General features: G+C 63.6%; 16 protein-coding genes. 2 read left to right on the top strand and 14 right to left on the bottom strand.

The window, feature by feature from the left end:
• Positions 1–121 precede the first annotated feature (121 nt).
• Positions 122–646, top strand: coding sequence for a MarR family winged helix-turn-helix transcriptional regulator (locus GA566_RS27125; RefSeq protein ID WP_137926399.1), 525 nt, complete (start codon positions 122–124; stop codon positions 644–646).
• Positions 647–659: 13 nt separating this feature from the next.
• Here GA566_RS27125 and GA566_RS27120 read toward each other — a convergent pair whose 3' ends face one another.
• From GA566_RS27120 to GA566_RS27055, 14 genes are all read right to left on the bottom strand, one after another.
• Positions 660–1139 carry a hypothetical protein gene (locus GA566_RS27120; RefSeq protein ID WP_160474564.1) on the bottom strand — a complete coding sequence of 160 codons (480 nt, stop codon included), beginning with the start codon at positions 1137–1139 and terminating at the stop codon, positions 660–662.
• Positions 1140–1376: 237 nt separating this feature from the next.
• A complete protein-coding gene (locus GA566_RS27115) occupies positions 1377–2819 on the bottom strand; it encodes an MFS transporter (RefSeq protein WP_370459374.1) in 1443 nt (480 codons plus the stop codon).
• A 164-nt stretch (positions 2820–2983) separates the two neighbouring features.
• Positions 2984–3940 (bottom strand): PDR/VanB family oxidoreductase, encoded by a 957-nt coding sequence (locus tag GA566_RS27110; protein ID WP_160474562.1) that lies wholly within the window; start codon positions 3938–3940, stop codon positions 2984–2986.
• 48 nt (positions 3941–3988) lie between these two features.
• On the bottom strand, positions 3989–4954 hold the full coding sequence (locus GA566_RS27105) for a VOC family protein (protein ID WP_160474561.1): 966 nt from the start codon (positions 4952–4954) through the stop codon (positions 3989–3991).
• Positions 4955–4979: 25 nt separating this feature from the next.
• Positions 4980–6458, bottom strand: coding sequence for an aldehyde dehydrogenase (locus GA566_RS27100; protein WP_160474560.1), 1479 nt, complete (start codon positions 6456–6458; stop codon positions 4980–4982).
• 30 nt (positions 6459–6488) lie between these two features.
• Complete coding sequence (locus GA566_RS27095) at positions 6489–7292, bottom strand: aspartate dehydrogenase (RefSeq protein ID WP_160474559.1); 804 nt, start codon at positions 7290–7292, stop codon at positions 6489–6491.
• A gap of 12 nt (positions 7293–7304) precedes the next feature.
• Entirely contained in the window at positions 7305–8999 is a 1695-nt protein-coding gene (locus tag GA566_RS27090; protein ID WP_160474558.1) for a thiamine pyrophosphate-binding protein, read from the bottom strand.
• Entirely contained in the window at positions 8992–9795 is an 804-nt protein-coding gene (locus GA566_RS27085) for an SDR family oxidoreductase (RefSeq protein WP_160474557.1), read from the bottom strand. The genes GA566_RS27090 and GA566_RS27085 overlap by 8 nt, the downstream gene beginning before the upstream one ends.
• Before the next feature lie 16 nt (positions 9796–9811).
• Entirely contained in the window at positions 9812–10690 is an 879-nt protein-coding gene (locus GA566_RS27080; protein ID WP_160474556.1) for an IclR family transcriptional regulator, read from the bottom strand.
• A 45-nt stretch (positions 10691–10735) separates the two neighbouring features.
• Positions 10736–11272: a cupin domain-containing protein gene (locus GA566_RS27075; RefSeq protein WP_137926389.1), complete on the bottom strand. Its 537-nt coding sequence runs from the start codon at positions 11270–11272 to the stop codon at positions 10736–10738.
• Positions 11273–11296: 24 nt separating this feature from the next.
• Positions 11297–12076 carry an SDR family oxidoreductase gene (locus GA566_RS27070; RefSeq protein WP_160474555.1) on the bottom strand — a complete coding sequence of 260 codons (780 nt, stop codon included), beginning with the start codon at positions 12074–12076 and terminating at the stop codon, positions 11297–11299.
• Complete coding sequence (locus GA566_RS27065; RefSeq protein ID WP_160474554.1) at positions 12069–13124, bottom strand: aromatic ring-hydroxylating dioxygenase subunit alpha; 1056 nt, start codon at positions 13122–13124, stop codon at positions 12069–12071. Before GA566_RS27065 ends, GA566_RS27070 begins: the two co-directional genes overlap by 8 nt.
• A 42-nt stretch (positions 13125–13166) precedes the next feature.
• The gene (locus GA566_RS27060; protein ID WP_370459359.1) at positions 13167–13472 is read right to left on the bottom strand and encodes a recombinase-like helix-turn-helix domain-containing protein; all 306 of its coding nucleotides are present in this window, start codon (positions 13470–13472) and stop codon (positions 13167–13169) included.
• A 223-nt stretch (positions 13473–13695) separates the two neighbouring features.
• Positions 13696–14589, bottom strand: a complete 894-nt coding sequence (locus GA566_RS27055; protein ID WP_160474553.1) for an alpha/beta fold hydrolase — start codon at positions 14587–14589, stop codon at positions 13696–13698.
• A 505-nt stretch (positions 14590–15094) separates the two neighbouring features.
• Here GA566_RS27055 and GA566_RS27050 point away from each other — a divergent pair.
• Complete coding sequence (locus tag GA566_RS27050) at positions 15095–16192, top strand: porin (protein ID WP_160474552.1); 1098 nt, start codon at positions 15095–15097, stop codon at positions 16190–16192.
• The last annotated feature ends 4 nt before the right edge of the window (positions 16193–16196 follow it).

Genomic DNA, 16196 nt, shown 5'->3' with positions numbered 1-16196 from the left:
GCGGTAGGTAAATGTCCTTTCGCAGCACAAAGTTGCGAACAACAATTCATATGAGACAATCGCGTAGCCCGTTCGGGTGAGCCCCCAAACTTTTCTGTCACGCAGTTTCTGCGCACGCCTTATGTCCAGCACCCCCCACATCGCCCCCATCGACGTCGAACCGGTCGACCCCTGGTCGAGCCTGGACGAAGCCGGCAACGGCCTGACCGTCAATGACTTCCTCACGACGATGCTGAGCCAGTTGGTGACGGCCCTGCGTAACAGCGTGACGGAACCCTATGCCACGCAATTCGACCTCACCGTCCCCGAGTGGCGCATCCTCGCGCTACTGGCTGCCGACGGCGAAGCGATGTCCTTCGCCGAACTCGTCAAGCAATCCACCTCGGACAAGGCGCTGGTCAGCCGCACGCTTCGCCTGCTCGAAGACCGTGGACTTGTGATCCTTGAATCCGAAGGCAGCACGCCGCGCAAACGTCTCGCCTGCAAGATCAGCGAGCAAGGCGCCGCGCTGCATGCGCAAGTCATCCCCCTAGCCCGACGCGGCCAGGCATCGGTCATCCGGCTGCTGTCGCCGGAAGAGCGGCAAGGTCTCTATACGGGACTGCGCAAGCTGCATGGGATTTGCACGGGCTCGGGGAAGGAGTGATGTCGCAGGGTGGCTAGCGTCGCCTCGATTGGGACTCCAGGACGCGGTCGAGCTTGTCGTGCACTCTCTCAAACTCGTTGCGTATGTGTGTGTCCATCCTGTCCAGCCTGTGGTCAATCTTGTCGAGCCGTTTGTCGATGCCGTCGACACGGTGGGTCAGCCCTTCAACGGTCCCGCGCAACTGGGCGAGGTCTTTGACCGTCCGTTCCGACGTAGCCTCCATTCGGGCCATCCGCGCGTTGCCAGCATCGATGGCCTGAGCGGTAGGCGCCACCTTCTCGTTCATGTTTCCGTTGATGAACATGAACATGGACAGAATAAAACTGACGCCTGCACCAATCATGCTCGCTGTCAGCCGCCATCCAACATCACCGGCATTGCCGCCCGGCCTGCTGCTTTCGTTCTCACGTTCCATCTCTAAAACCCCTTTCCCGAAACATTGACCTCCGGCTGACTTTGCATCGCCCGTACCGGTCAAACTCATCGTCGTCATCGATTGACCCTTGCGTTGTTGAACACGCTTCCGTTGTCACCTGCGGTCATCCCATGCCCAGACCCAGACACCGTTGACCGTCCCCACAACTTAAAGGATCAACTTCCGAAATACCATTGGATTTCAGGCGCCAAACGCGCTTTCAGATTCGTCTCATTACAAAACACGAACCCATAAAAAAGCCCCGCCACCGGGAAAGTCGGTGGCGGGGCGCAGCGACAACAACCACTGTGCGAATCAGACCTCGAGTTCTTCGAGCACCTGTCCTTTTGTTTCGATACCGAGCCAGAACACGGTTGCGGCGGCCAGCAGCGGCACCACGGCCAGGCCGTAGAACGCCACGCTGAGATTGCCTGTGCCAATGGTCGCGCCGATCAGTCCCGGTGCGAAGATCGCCGCGATCTTGAGCCATGCACCGCCCAGGCCGCAGCCCATCGCGCGAATGCTTGTGGGATACAACTCCGGCGTGTAGACGTAGGCCGTAATAAAGCCGCACGCGAGGAAGCCCATCGCCAGCGAGCAGAGCGTAGCGACCACGTACACCGACGAGGCGTGGAACACGCCCGCCAGCAGCAACGATGCCGCGCACAGCACGAACGACACGTTGATCACCGGCTTGCGTCCTACGCGATCGACGATCATCGCGCAGACCAGCGATCCCACCACACCAAGCACGGAAGCACCCGCCGCGAGGTTCAGCGCGAGTTGCAACGGTGCGTGATAGACCGTCTTGTAGACCGTGGGCAACCACGTCGACAACCCGTACTGGATGAAGCCGCACGTTGCCCACAGCATCCAGACGGCGATCGTCCGACCCAGATATGCGCGACTCACAAGATCCCGCACACGGCGTTTTGGATGCTTGCTCGTCATCGCGTCGTAGCGCGAGGTATCACCCACCGGCGGCAGCGGTGTCTTCGCTCGCGCCTCGAACTGGCGCAGCGCGCTATCGGCCTCGGCCATGCGGCCCTTCTCGGCCAGCCAGCGCGGCGACTCGGGCACCAGACGCCGCAACACAAAGAACAGCACCAGCGGCACGCCACCGAGAAAGTACATCACCTCCCAGCCATAGCGCGGCACGAGCACGGCGCCCAGTCCGTTCGACACCATCAGGCCGATGGGGAACACTACTTCGTACAGCAGCACAAAGCGGCCACGTCCATGCGCGCGCGTGACCTCGTTGATGTAGGTCGCGGCCACGGGCAACTCGCCGCCGAGCCCCAGACCCTGCACGATGCGCAGCAGCAAAAAGATCTCGAACGATGGTGCGAAACCGCAGAGCAAACTCATCAGGCCGATGATGCCCGCACTCCAACCAATCGAGCGCAAGCGGCCAAAGCGTTCGGCCAATGCGGGGAACAGCAGTGCACCCACGAGTTGTCCCACCGAGGGCGCGGCAATCAGAATACCGATCTGCGCGGGCGTCAGCGACCAGTGCCCGATCAGCAGCGGCAGCGTGGCGGCAATCGCAATCACGTCGAACCCATCGAAGAACGTGGCAAGGCCAATGAGCAATCGCGCACGCACATGCATCATGTTGCCCGGCATGCGTTCGATGCGCGCGACGATCTGGCCGCGCGTGACGTTGCCTGGCGAATGATGCGTGGTGTGCGTACCTGCGAAAGGGGTTGCAGCGCCGGGGGCGGCCACTGCGGACGCGTGCGCGCCTGCCGCTGAAATCGCGGCGTCGTCTCTATCGATCAACACGTTATGCATTTCCGAATCGTGTGGGGCAGGTTGCCCGGCGCGCGGCCGCTGGAGCGGCTCGAATGAGCGGGGCGAACTTCGAAGAGCCGCGAGCAAGCAGGTCGCGGCGCGTACATCAGGGGAACATCAAAGATCCGTCACAGGTCGAGCACCAGGCGTTGCCCCTTGCAGCCGGATACGCACACCATCATCGTCTTGTTCGACGCCCGCTCGCTGTTGCTGAGCACGCTGTCGCGATGTTCGGGGCAGCCTTCGATCACGGCCGTTTCGCAGGAGCCGCACACGCCTTCGCGGCAGCTGTACTCCACCTGCACGCCCGACTCGAGCAGCGCATCGAGCAGCGACTTGCCGGGCGGCACGCTCACCTGCTTGCCGGTTCGTTGCAGCATGACGCTGTACTCGCCTTCCTGCACCGTTTGCGTAGCCGGGTCAGCGGCAAAGCGCTCGATATGGACGTTCGGATAGCCGTGCGCTTCGCACGCCGCCTCGAAGGCATTCAGCATCGGTCCGGGACCGCAGCAGTAGAAATGCGTGCCAGCGTCCTGCCCGGCCAGCATCGCCTTCATATCGGGCGGCACGCCGGCTTCGTCGTCGAAATGAAAACGCACGGCATCGCCGTAGGCCGACAACTGTTCGACGAAACCCGCTTCCTCGCGCGAGCGTGCGCAGTAGAGCAGCGTGAACGGCTTGCCGCGCTCCGCCAGACGGCGCGCCATGCAGACGATGGGCGTCACGCCGATACCACCGGCCACCAGCACCGTATGCGCGGCATCCTCGTCCAGCGCAAAGTGATTGCGCGGCACGGCCACAGTGAGCGTGGCGCCCACGCGCAGTTGCTCATGCACGTAGCGCGAACCACCACGGCTGTTGCGGTCCTGCAGCACGCCCACCGTGTAGCGGTCACGCTGCTCCGGCGCACCGCACAGCGAGTAGCTGCGCACCAGGCCGTTGGCAAGATGCAAATCGATATGCGCACCCGGTGCGAACTCGGGCAATTGCGCACCGTTGGGGTCACGCAGTTCGACGCTGACGACGTTGCGTGCTTCGAAACGCATGGCCTGCACGCGCAGGGTCAGGGATTGGCTGGCACTCATCACTCGATCCTTCCTTCTACAGCTTCAACACTTCGACGCTTCCACGACTCAACGCTTTTCCGTCAGGAACTTGCCTTCCGGACCACCGGCGTTCTTCTGCCGGCGCGTGTTGCCATCGAGGCCGCCTTCGATGGCCCACTCCGCAAACATCGTCGGGCCCGGTTCGAATGCACGCGGCTCCCAGTGCGCATCGAGCTGGTCTTCGTCGGCGTAGTACTCGATCAGTCCGCCGGCCGGATTCTTGAAGTACCAGAAGTACGCCGAAGAAATCGGATGGCGGCCCGGGCCGAGTTGCGTATCCCATCCAGTGCGCGACATATGCATGCCACCGCCGAACACCTCGTGGATATCGCGCACGGTGAACGCCACGTGATTGAGACCGGCCTTGCCATGCGGCAACTGCAGCAGGAACAGGTCATGGTGACCGCCCTCCGCCGTGCAGCGCAGGAACGCGCCGCGGTCCGGGTAGTTGTCCGATTGCACGAAGCCGAACTTCTCGATGTAGAACTGTTCCGTCGCCTTCACATCCTTGACGAAGAACACCACGTGGCCCACTTCGATCGGCACCGCACGTTCGTAGATCGGGCTGCGCTGGTTCATGCGCGGCTTCTCGTTCCACGTATTCATCAGGGCGCAATCCACCTGCACGTCATGCTTGCGCGACACCTGGAAGCGCACGGCCAGGCCGTTCGGATCGGTGCAGCCAATGCGTGCACCACCCTGTTGCGAGACGAACGTCGCCTCGCCCACGATGGCTTCGCGCAGTTCGCGCAGCGATGCCTCGTTATCCACGCCCCACACCACTTCGCGCAGGGTCGGGCCGTCTTCGATGGCCGGTGCCAGTGCGGCGTCACCCATCTTGCGCACCAGCACGCGGCAGCCGTTCAACGTTTCAAAGTCCAGACCGTCGGCATCGTCGCGCTTGATGGTCAGGCCCCAGTCGCTGAAGAAGCCACGGCATGCATCGAAATCATCGGCACCGTAGACGATCTCGTCGATTCCCAATACTTTCATTTCCAGTCTCCGTCGCGCCGTCGGCTCAGTTGCCGGCCCACGGCAGCGGTTGTTCGTTCAGGCCCCAGTACACGCTCTTTTGTTCCATGTACTGCAGGATGCCCAGCCGTCCCTTCTCGCGACCCAGGCCGCTGTCCCGCCAGCCGCCGAACGGGGTCGAGATCGAGAACTGCTTGTACGTGTTGATCCATACGTTACCGGCTTGCACGGATCGTGCCACGCGCCATGCGCGCTTGTAGTCGCGCGTCCAGATGCCCGCCGCCAGCGCATACACACTGTCGTTGGCCTGTTCGATCAGATCGTCTTCGTCATCGAACGGCATCGCCACCAGCACCGGCCCGAAAATCTCTTCCTGGCAGATACGCGCATTGTTATCGAGGCCTTCGATGATGGTCGGGCGATAGAAGTAACCGTTTGACAAGCCCGCCACTTCGGGACGCACGCCACCCGTACGCAACTGGCCGCCTTCGGCCACGCCCGCTGCCACATACGATTCGATGCTGTCGCGGTGCCGATCGGTAATCAGCGGCCCCATTTGCGTGCGTTCATCGGCGGGATCGCCCACGCGCAGCTTTGCGGCACCGGCGGCCAGACGGTCGATGAACGCCTCGTACTGCGAACGCGCCACAAACAGACGCGAACCCGCGATGCACGATTCGCCCGACGAACTGAAGATGCCGTACAGCACACCATTCACCGCATGATCGAGATCGGCATCGTCGAAGACCATGGTCGGCGACTTGCCACCCAGTTCCAGCGACACCGGCATCATCTTGTCGGCGGCGATATGGGCGATGTGCTTGCCCGTGGTGGTGCCGCCCGTGAACGACACACGGCTCACGCGCGGATGCTTGGTAATCGCATCGCCGATGACCGAGCCCTTGCCCGGCAGCACGCTGATCAGGCCCTTCGGCACGCCAGCTTCCTCGCAGATCAGTGCCAGTTCCAGCGCCATCAGCGGCGTGACTTCCGCAGGCTTGACGATCACCGCGTTGCCCGCCGCCAGCGCGGGCGCCATCTTCTGTGCTTCGCTCGCAATCGGCGAGTTCCATGGCGTAATGGCGGCCACCACGCCCATCGGTTCGTACACGCTCATCGTCAGGCAGTCGCCACGCTGCGGCGTGATCTGCTCTTCCAACGTTTCGAGTGCCGCACCGAAGAACTGGAACGTGCTGGCGGCGCTGGCTACCAGTGCGCGCGTTTCGCTGATGGGCTTGCCGTTATCCAGGCGCTGTCGCTGGGCCAGTGCCTCGGACTTCGCGCGAATCAGGTCGGCCACGCGATACAGCACGGCGGCGCGCTCATGCGGCTTGCGCTGTGCCCAGCCACTGGTACGGAAGGCACGCCACGCACCCTCGATGGCTTCCTCCACATCGGCCAGGCTGGCCGCGTTGAGTTCGGCCACGACCTCGCCCGTGGCGGGATAGCGCGTGGCATAGCGGTCTCCCGTGCCCAGGCGCCATTCGCCGGCGATGCAGATTGGAAGGACTTGTTGCGTCGTCATGAGGAAGTCTCGGTAAATCTCGTTATCGGATCAGATCGACACCGCGTGCGCGCGGTTGCCGAGTGCGCGGACCACGCTGAACACGGTCAGTGCGGACGTCTTGGGGTTCGCCGCCAGCGGCTTGCCGCGCATCGTCAGTTCGAAGCCACCGAATGCGCCGCGTGCTTCCACGTGGTGCACGTTCTCCACTGCGGACGGGTCTGCCAGCAGCTTCACCGATGTGCGATCCAGACCCAGCCCGGCCAGCGATACCGTAGCCGCCACGTTCGCATTCTTCGGATACAGGCGCGCCGCATCGCGTGCCGTGCCTTCGAAGATCACGGTCGGCTCCGTCAGCCCTTCCAGATCGAACAGGTCCGCCGCCGGCGTGCCTTGCCATGCGCGGGCCGGCTTGCGACCCGTGTAGATCACCTCGTCCAGCCCGCCGACTCGCGCAGCGGCCAATGCGTCGATGGCACCGATGGCACCGGACAGCAGTTGCACCTGCGTGTTGCCACGCCGTGCCGCCGCTTCCAGCCGTTCGGCCACGCCCGGTTCGGAGAGTGCGCCGACCGACACCACCATGCACGGAATGCCGCGTTCGAGCGCCGGGATGATGTGCTCTTCCAGCGCGCGGTGTCCTGCGCATTCGACGAGCAGATCCGGACGCGCCCCATCGGCGAGCCGCGTGGCCACGCGCGCGTTGGGCGCGAGGGCAGACAGCGCACCACGCGCCTCGTCCATCGTGCCTTCGGGCACGATCACCACATCGAACACGACATCGCGGTCAGCCTTCAGCAACTCCAGCACGCCGCGGCCAATCGCCCCGCAACCCACCATCGACACATGCAGCATGGACGTTTCTCCTCAGGCCAGCGCGGCGGTGTTCGCCATCTCGGCCTGCTTGTTGACCGGCGGGCCGGCAAACACGGTCTTGAACGTGCCGATCGACAGCATGTCGATTTCCAGCATGAACGGACCCGGCTCGATCGTGGCTTCTTCCAGTGCGGCACCCACATCGGCCAGGCTGCTCACGCGGCGATGGCGCAGCGCCAGCGACTGGCACAGTTGTGCATAGTCGGGCGTATGCAGATCGACATAGTGGCGGCGGCCGCCGTACTGCGCGTCCTGGATGTTCTTGATCACGCCGTAGCCTTTGTCGTTCATCAGCACGATGACCATGTCGGCGCGTTCCTGCACAGCCGTTGCCAGTTCACCGAGGTTCAGGATGAAGCCACCGTCGCCAGCCAGCATGAACGTCTTCTTGCCCGACACCGTGGCCGCAGCACCCACTGCCGCGCCGATACCCATCGCCAGGCCCTGGCCGATACCACCGCCCAGTGCATGCACGCCTGCACGCGAATCGAAGATCTGCAGATGACGATTGCCCCAGGTGCTGTTCGACACCGTGACGTCGCGCACCCAGTTGAAGTTGCGGCCCACGGATTGCTGCAGCGCCTGCACCAGCGCGCTGTACGGACCGAGTCCATCGACCAGTGCACCGACGGCCACGTCATGCGCGCGGCGCAGATCATCGGCAAACGTGGCGTCAATCTGCATGCGGCCTGCGAGGCGATCAGCCAGACCGTCGAGTGCGAGCGCGGCATCGCCACTGACGAAGTAATCGCTCTGGTAGCAGCGGCCTTCCGATGCCGGATCTGCGTCGATACGCAGCAGCGGACGCGGCAGCTTCAATTCGTACTTCAGCGTTTCATTGCCACGCAGACGCGAACCCACCACAACCATCGCATCGCACGTCTGATAGAACGTCTCCACGGGCTTGTGCAGGTTGTACGCACCCAGCGAACGGGGATCGTCTTCCGCCACGATGCCGCGACCCTGCGTGGACGTCACCACGCCAAAGCCCATGTCCATCAGACGCTTGACCTGCTTGCTGGCATGACGGGCGCCACCACCGAGCCACAACATCGGACGCTTGGCTTTGATCAGTCGTTCGGCCAGTGCGTCGAGTGCATGCGCCGACGGTTGGTGCACAGGCACCGGCAACGGCTTGAGGTCGCTCGGCATCGGGATCAGTGCGGCCTGGATGTCGATGGGAATCTCCACGCTGACGGGGCCGGTCGGCGCGGTCAGTGCGGTCTGCACGGCCAGTTTGATCGTGGAGATGGCGGTGTCGGCGCTGCGGATGCGGAACGCAGCCTTAGACACGGCCTTCAGCATCGTGAGCTGGTCCGGTGCTTCGTGGATGTAAGCGAGGCTCTGGTCCAGGTACGGCGTTTCGATCTGGCCCGTGATGTGCAGCATCGGCGTGCCTGCGGTCAGCGCTTCGACCATCGCGCCGGCGGCATTGCCAGCGGCAGTGCCCGTACTCGTCAGGCATACGCCGAGGCTGCCCGTGGTGCGTGCGTACGCATCGGCCATGTTCGTGCCGCCTGCTTCGCCGCGTGCGGGAACGAAGCGGATCTTGCCGCGCTCGCCCATCGCATCGAGGATGGGCATGTTGTGGATCGAGATCACGCCGAAGGCGACCTTGACGCCGCACTGCTCCAGGAAGGCTGCAATGGCGCAGCCCACGGTGACTTGTTGTTGCTCGTTACGCATGACGGGAGAGTCCTCCGGAAATATCGATATGGCTGCCCGTGGTGTACGAAGACAACGGCGAGGCAAGGAACAGGATGGCGCGGGCGGCTTCCTGCGGCAGGCCAAGACGGCCCAGTTGAATGTGTTTCTGTTTGGCGAGGCGCGCGGTCCATGCGGCCCAGTCCAGGTGTTGGTCTTCCTGCGGACGCGCTTCGAAGCGGCGGCGCCACTGGCCCGATTCCACCAGACCGATCAGGATGCCGTTCACGCGCACGCCCTTCGGCGCAAACTCCGTTGCGAGCGAGCGCACCAGGTTGTGTACGCCAGCGCGTGCCGCCGATGTGGCCACCATATGCGGCTCCGGCTGCGTAGCGAGCAGCGAGTTCACGCACACCACTGCACCCTGCCTGGACTGTTCGAGCTGCGGCAGGAAAGCACGCGTCGGGTGAATCACCGAGAAGAACTTGAGTTGCAGTTCTTCAACCCATGCGGTGTCCTCTGTGGTGGCGAACGTCGACACGCGGCCCTGGCCGGCGTTGTTGACGAGCATGTCCACGGGTCCGAACTCGCGCGCCACGTCGGCGGCGAATGCGTTGACCTGTTCGGGCTTCAGTACGTCGCACGGTGCCGCGTACAGCTTGCAGCCTGCGAAGCGTTCGCGCAGTGCGGCTTCTGCGCTGCGCAGGCGTGCCTCATCGCGGCCACACATCGCAACGGCAGCACCCGCTTCCAGCAGCAACTCGACCGTGGCGAGTCCGATGCCGGAGGACCCACCGGTGACGACGGCAACCTTGCCATCGAGTTCAATCATGGACATCGTCCCCTTCCCTTTTCTAGTCTCGGACCATCGATACGACCCGGGTCTGCATCGCCTTTGCGTGGCGATGTGCCCGATAGCCCAGCAGGCGCGACAGCTCGCCCGCCGATTCCCTCACCTTGTCTGTCATGCCCTGCAACTCTTCTGCGGGCAGTCGCGACGCAGGCACAGTCGTGCCCAGCGCCGCCACGACCTTGCCCGTGCGATCACGCACCGGCGCAGCAATCGTGGAGATGCTGGTTTCGAAGAAGCCTTCCTGCAGGTCATAACCGCGCTGCTGCACTTGTTGCACCAGTGCGAACAGGGCTTCCACGGTGCGTGGCGTGTTGTCCGAATAGACCTGCAACTGCGCTTCCGGATACAGCTCGCGCAATTGCGCGATGCTCAGGTCTTCCAGCAAGACGTGACCCAGTACCGTGGCATGCGCGGGCAGGCGCGCGCCGACGTTGACGTTGCTCGCAAACGGACGCGATGCCGCAGCCTTGGCCACGTACACCACCGAGCGGCCATCGCGTACCACGAGGTTGCACGGGTATTCGATGTCGTCGCGCAGACGGTTCAACAGCGGCGCGCCCAGTTCGGTCAGTTCCAGCGAAGCGAGATAGTCGAAGCCGAGCCGCAGCACCGCGAGCCCCAGCCGGTATTCGCGGCCACCATCGGCACGCTCCACATAGCCCGTGGATTCCAGCGTGGCCAGCAGGCGGAACACCGTGGAGCGCGGCACATCGAGTCGGCGCGACAGGTCCGCTGCGGACAGCACACGATCGCGCGCACTGAACTCGGCCAGCAGACGCAGGCCGCGTTCCAGGCCCGGAACGATGTAGCGTTCCAGGTTGTCCTCTGGCGTCGATGCTGCAACCTCGATGTCGGCAACAGCGGATGGATTGGCGCTCATGATGTGGGGTCGGCTTCTTCTGTCTCTATCGCGTGATCGAGCGGCTTAACGCTTGACCTTGGTCAGCGGGTGCTCGGGCGGATACGTCGGCGTGATGGGCTTCTTGGCGCCGAGCATCACGCACATCAGCGCGTCTTCCTCGCCGATATTGATTTCTTCGCGATACACGCCCGGCGGCACCGACACGAGATCGCGGTCCGTCAGGATCGTCTCGAAGCGCTCGCCGTCTTTTTCCAGAATCAGCTTGATCTTGCCGCGCAGGATGAAGAACACTTCTTCCACGTCGGTGTGCAGGTGCGACGGGCCTTCATGACCGGCCGGGATGATCATGGTCGAGAATGTGAAGTGCTCCGACGGCACCGTGTTGGTGTCGGTAGACACGCCCGTGCCGCCCGTACCGAGATAGCGCATCTGCGCACGGCGATACTTGGGGTCGTAGTCGGCCTGGAACTTCAGGGCGTCCCAGTCATAGCGGCGGGTGCTGAAGCGCGCCACGCGCGATTCCATCCACTGGTCGAACGATGCGCCCTCGGGTTGTTCCCACGTGCGCTTGATGTTTTGCTGTTGCGACAGATCGCTCATTTGGATTCCTCGGATTCTCTGGTTTCAGTGCATGACAAAGCCGCCGTTGACCGCCAGCGTCTGGCCGGTCACGAAACGGGCGAGGTCGGACAGCGCGAACAGCACGGCGCCGCTGACGTCATCGGGTACTTGTTCGCGCTGGATGGCGCGCTGGTTGCGATACAGGTCGTGGCGATGCTGCGGCACGTACTCGGTGGCTTCCACCAGCGTCAGGCCCGGCGCCACGGCGTTGACCGTGACGTTGCCGTCGCCGAGTTCACGCGCCAGCGAGCGGGTCATGGCGATGATCGCGCCCTTGCTTGCCACATAGGCCAGCAGGTTCGGTGCGCCCCACAGCGGCGTGTCCGATGCGAGATTGATCACGGCACCGCGTCCGCTGGCGCGCAGCGCTGGCGTGCAGGCCGCCGTCATCAGCCAGGTGCCGCGCACATTCACGTTCATCACGCGATCCCACGTGGCCACCTCCAGACCCGTCAGGTCACGGCCACCGGAATCGGTGACCGCCCCGTTGTTCACGAGACCATCGAGACCGCCAAGCGCCTCGACTGCGGCATCGGCACAGGCTTGCACCGACGCGGGGTCGTTGAGGTCCAACTGCAATGCCACCACATCGAATCCGCGCGCTTTCAGTGCGGCGGCCGATTCGTTGACGCGATCCGCAAGGATGTCGGCCATCGCGACGCGACCGCCCGCTTCGGCAATCGCCGTGGCAAACGCCAGGCCCAGTCCGCGTGCGGCACCGGTGACGAGCACACGACGGCCGGCCAGCAGATTGACCTTCGACGCGTTCGAGAAATCAGGCATGGGTCGCGGCTCCGGACACCGGTTGCAGCATCGCCACCGGTTCGTCTGCCACCTCGGCATCGGCGCGACGCTTCAACAAACGGCGCACGCGCGTGATGCCGGCATCGTGCGCATAGAGCATTTCGTGATCGCGAGCCTGCGGGGCCATCGATTCGAGTACCACGCGGTCCTGCTCCAGCACGTCCCAGTGCAGACCTTCCAGACGATTGCGATACAGGAAGCGCCACACGTCGCGCTCCCAGCCCTGCACATGACGGGTACGCCAGAAGTACACCATGCAGTGTTCTTCATCGACCGGCGTGGCAATACCAACGATGCCGAACGGACCGCCGGGGCCAGCCTTGTCGCGATACGGAATCGACAGACGCAGCCACATCGTGCCGGTCTCGCCAAACTCGACCCAGTCGAAGTTCACGCCGCGCTGGCCGGTCTTCTCGAAGACCAGACCGTGATCCGTTTCCACGACCTGCATCACCGCCGACTTCTCGCCGCTGGCCATCGAGTGCGACACCGCATGCAGGTAGGCGCCGTGCATCGGGTCCATCACGTTGTCGATGGCGTAGCGGTAGTTGCAATTCCAGTGCGCCACGCACAGGAAGTTGCTGTGTTCGTCGCTGACCAGTTCCTCGGGCAGTTGCAGGGCGTCGGCATCCGTCGGTGCGCGGTCGCCGAACCACAGGAAGATCGCACCGGCCAGCTCTTGCACCGGATAGCTGCGCACGCAGGTGCGGCCTTCGAGCGGGCAGTTGTCCACGGCCGGTACGCTCTTGACCTGGCCGTCGCCACCCACTTCCACGCCGTGATACCAGCAGGCCACGCGGTCGCCGAGGTTCCAGCCCATCGACAGACGCGCGCCACGGTGCGGGCAACGGTCTTCCAGTGCGCTGACGCGGCCCTCGCTGTCACGCCACACCACGATGTTCTGGCTCAGGCGCGTGATGCCGATGGGTGCCGCGCCCACTTGCCACGACGCCACCACCGGATACCAGTAGTTGCGCAGGCCGCTGTTCAGTCGCGCTTCGGCGCGTGCTTGCTTGTTCGATTCCATGTCTGTGCTCTCGCTTGTATGTCGCTGCGTTGGCTGGGCCGGTCAGGCGCCCAGGCGGCGCATTTCGGAGAGGAAGGCGGCTTCGGTCCATGGCTGGCCGTCCGCACTCAGAAAATTCGCACGGTTGAATGCACGCACGATGTCTTCCGGAGATTTCGCACCGCCTTCGAAGGCGGCTTCGAGCGCATCGCCCAGCGCGTTCTCATAGGCGGTGGGTGCGGCGGCGCGCGTTTGCCAGACGATGTTCTGAACATGGCCGGGCTTCTCGATATGACCCTTGCCGGCCACGTTGTTGGGTGCGGGACGCTCCCAGGGCACCAGGTTCGGGTTGTACGCGAGGCTTTCCATTGCGCTTTGCTCCATGGCTTTGCTTTGTGTGGGACGGCTGGCTCAATCGGCTGTCGCGTTCGAAGGTCTTCGCGCTCTCTGCGTTTTACCTATGAAACACGAGTTTAAATATTGAACACAGGTACGACTATAGACAACGACGCTTTAAAAATAGACTGGGGTTAACCCGTGACGAAGAAGACGCCGACCGATAGTCGGCCAGCGTTCGTGACGGCGAAGAAACTCAGAGGGGAGGCAGTGCTGCGCGCACCACCCGTGCGACGGCTTGAGGTTGCTCGATATAGCAGGCGTGACCTGCATCGGCGATGGCGTGGAACGGCAATGCAAAGCGGTCGGCAAGTGCGGACGATGCAACCGGCGTGGTCACCACATCCTCGCTGCCGCAGCCAATCTCGACCGGCACCTGGCGTTGATCGAGATAGCGATGGATATCATCGCCACACAGCAGCGCCACGGCCTGGCGATAGCCATCGGGATTGAGCCGCGCCATGTTCCATCGCACCCATGCTTGCGCGTCGGCGGTGGCCGCCGGACTCAGCAGGCGCGTGGGACCGCGTTGCGCGAGACCTTCCACGCCGAGCGATTCCAGTGCATCGATGCGCTGCTGCGCCACCGCTTGAGACTTTTCTTCATTGCCTGCCGCACCGTATCCCAACGCCGGACTCAGCAACAGGAAACGTCCGGGCTGCATATCGTTCGGTGCATGCGCGGCGTAGGCGGATGCCATCAATGCGCCAAGCGAATGTCCGACGATCAGGTCGGGACGGACTTTCAGCGCGCCCAGCAGTTGCTCGAGTCGCAACGCATAGTCACGGGCGGTGGGATTCGGCATCGGTAACGGCGTGGACCGGCCGTAGCCCGGAGCATCCCACGCAATGACTCGCGCGCCAGCAGCCAGCAGACTCGCGCACGGCAGCCACGATGCCGCACCGGAGCTGATGCCATGCAGCAGCACGACAACCGGACCCCGTGTGCCGCCGATCCGACACGCCACGCGCGTGGCGTCATTGCCCACCAAGACTTCGCGCTCGGCGAAATGGGTATCGAGCACGGCCAGCAAATCAGGCTGCTGGCCGGTATCGGCGCGATATGTCGTATTGGGCGCGTTTTGTTCCATATATGAAATAGAGATTCGCAAATAAAACCTCTCGACTATAGGCCCGTAATTCCTGTCCGCGGCATCAGGGTAAACAGGGAGATCGCAGCGTCGAATCCGGGGCTCCCCTAGCAGCCGGTTCCGAGCGCATGGCCACGCCCCACAACAGGGAAAACATCCGATTCGCCGCCGATCCCCACCACCAGTGGCGCGGATGGCGATCGCACCGAACCACGCGTCCATCCCTTGCGCAGCGACGGTGCGGCATGCACCACCCCCATCCGGATCGTGTCCCCACGAGAGGATGGCCTGCGCTATCCACATCGGCGTCCACGCCAAGCCTCACTAGGGTTCGCCCTGATCTACGTCCTTGCCGACCGTGTCTATATTTCGTTCGAACGTTTCCTATGTAGTTCATTGTTTTACTAATGAAACAGTAAAGCGACACAGGACGACATGGCAGCCCCCATACCGTTGCCTCCGGAAACGTCCCACGAGCCCACAAGACTAGAGAAGGAAACGGTAGATGAAGATCGCAACATACGCGGCAGCCCTGCTCGCCACCGCGCCCGTGCTGGCCACTGCCCAATCGTCCGTCACCATGTATGGCGTGGTGGACACCGGTGTCGAGTACGTCAACAACGTTGGCACCGCGGGAAACAGCGTGGTGCGCATGAATACGCTGACCGGCACGGTGCCGTCACGCTGGGGCATGCGCGGGTCCGAAGATCTCGGCAACGGTCTCAAGAGCATCTTCGTGCTCGAAGGCGGCTTCGCTCCCGATTCCGGCACGGCCAACCAGGGCGGTCGCCTCTTCGGTCGTCAGGCATTGGTGGGCCTGCAATCGAACAAGTACGGCCAGGTCTCGTTCGGCCGCCAGTACACGATGCTCTTCTGGGCCGTGCTCGATCCGGACATCCTCGGGCCCAACGCCTTTGGCTCCGGCTCGCTCGACAGCTACATTCCCAATACGCGCGCCGACAACTCCATCGCGTACAAGGGCAGCTTCGGCGGCCTGCAGGTGGGTGCCACGTACAGCTTTGGCCGTGATGTGGCCAACGCGGGGCCGAGTCCTGCGGGCACCAACTGCGCGGGCGAGAACCCGGCAGACAAGAGCCAGTGCCGCGAGTGGTCCGCCATGGTCGGCTGGGATACCAAGACGTGGGGCGTCTATGCCGCGTACGACTCGCAACGCGGTGGCCCCGGTGCATTCGGCGGCCTGACCAGCAGCAGCCTGCGCGACGATCGCGCCTCGCTGTCCGGTTATGTGCTGCTCGACAAGACCAAGATCGGTGCCGGCGTGATCCGCCGCGAGAATCAGGCCAGCGCCACGCCGCTCTCCGAGCTTTACTACGTAGGTGTGGCCCACGATCTCACGCCCGCCTTCACGCTGTCCGGCCAGGTCTATTACCTGAACTACCAGAACAGCGACAACAAATCGATGCTGTACGCCGTCCGCGGCATGTACAACTTCAGCAAGCGCACCGCCGTGTACGCCACCGCTGGCTACATCAACAACGATGGCAACCTGACGCTGTCCGTCAGCGGTGCATCGGCCGGTGCCAACACCAAGCCGGGCGGCCAGCAGTTTGGCGCCATGGTCGGCGTCAAGCACGTTTTCTAAGCAG

The sequence above is a fragment of the Cupriavidus sp. SW-Y-13 genome (genome assembly GCF_009793345.1).
Taxonomy (GTDB): domain Bacteria; phylum Pseudomonadota; class Gammaproteobacteria; order Burkholderiales; family Burkholderiaceae; genus Cupriavidus.
Note: the sequence above shows the minus strand (reverse complement) of the source record. Positions and strands in the feature narration are given on the sequence as shown.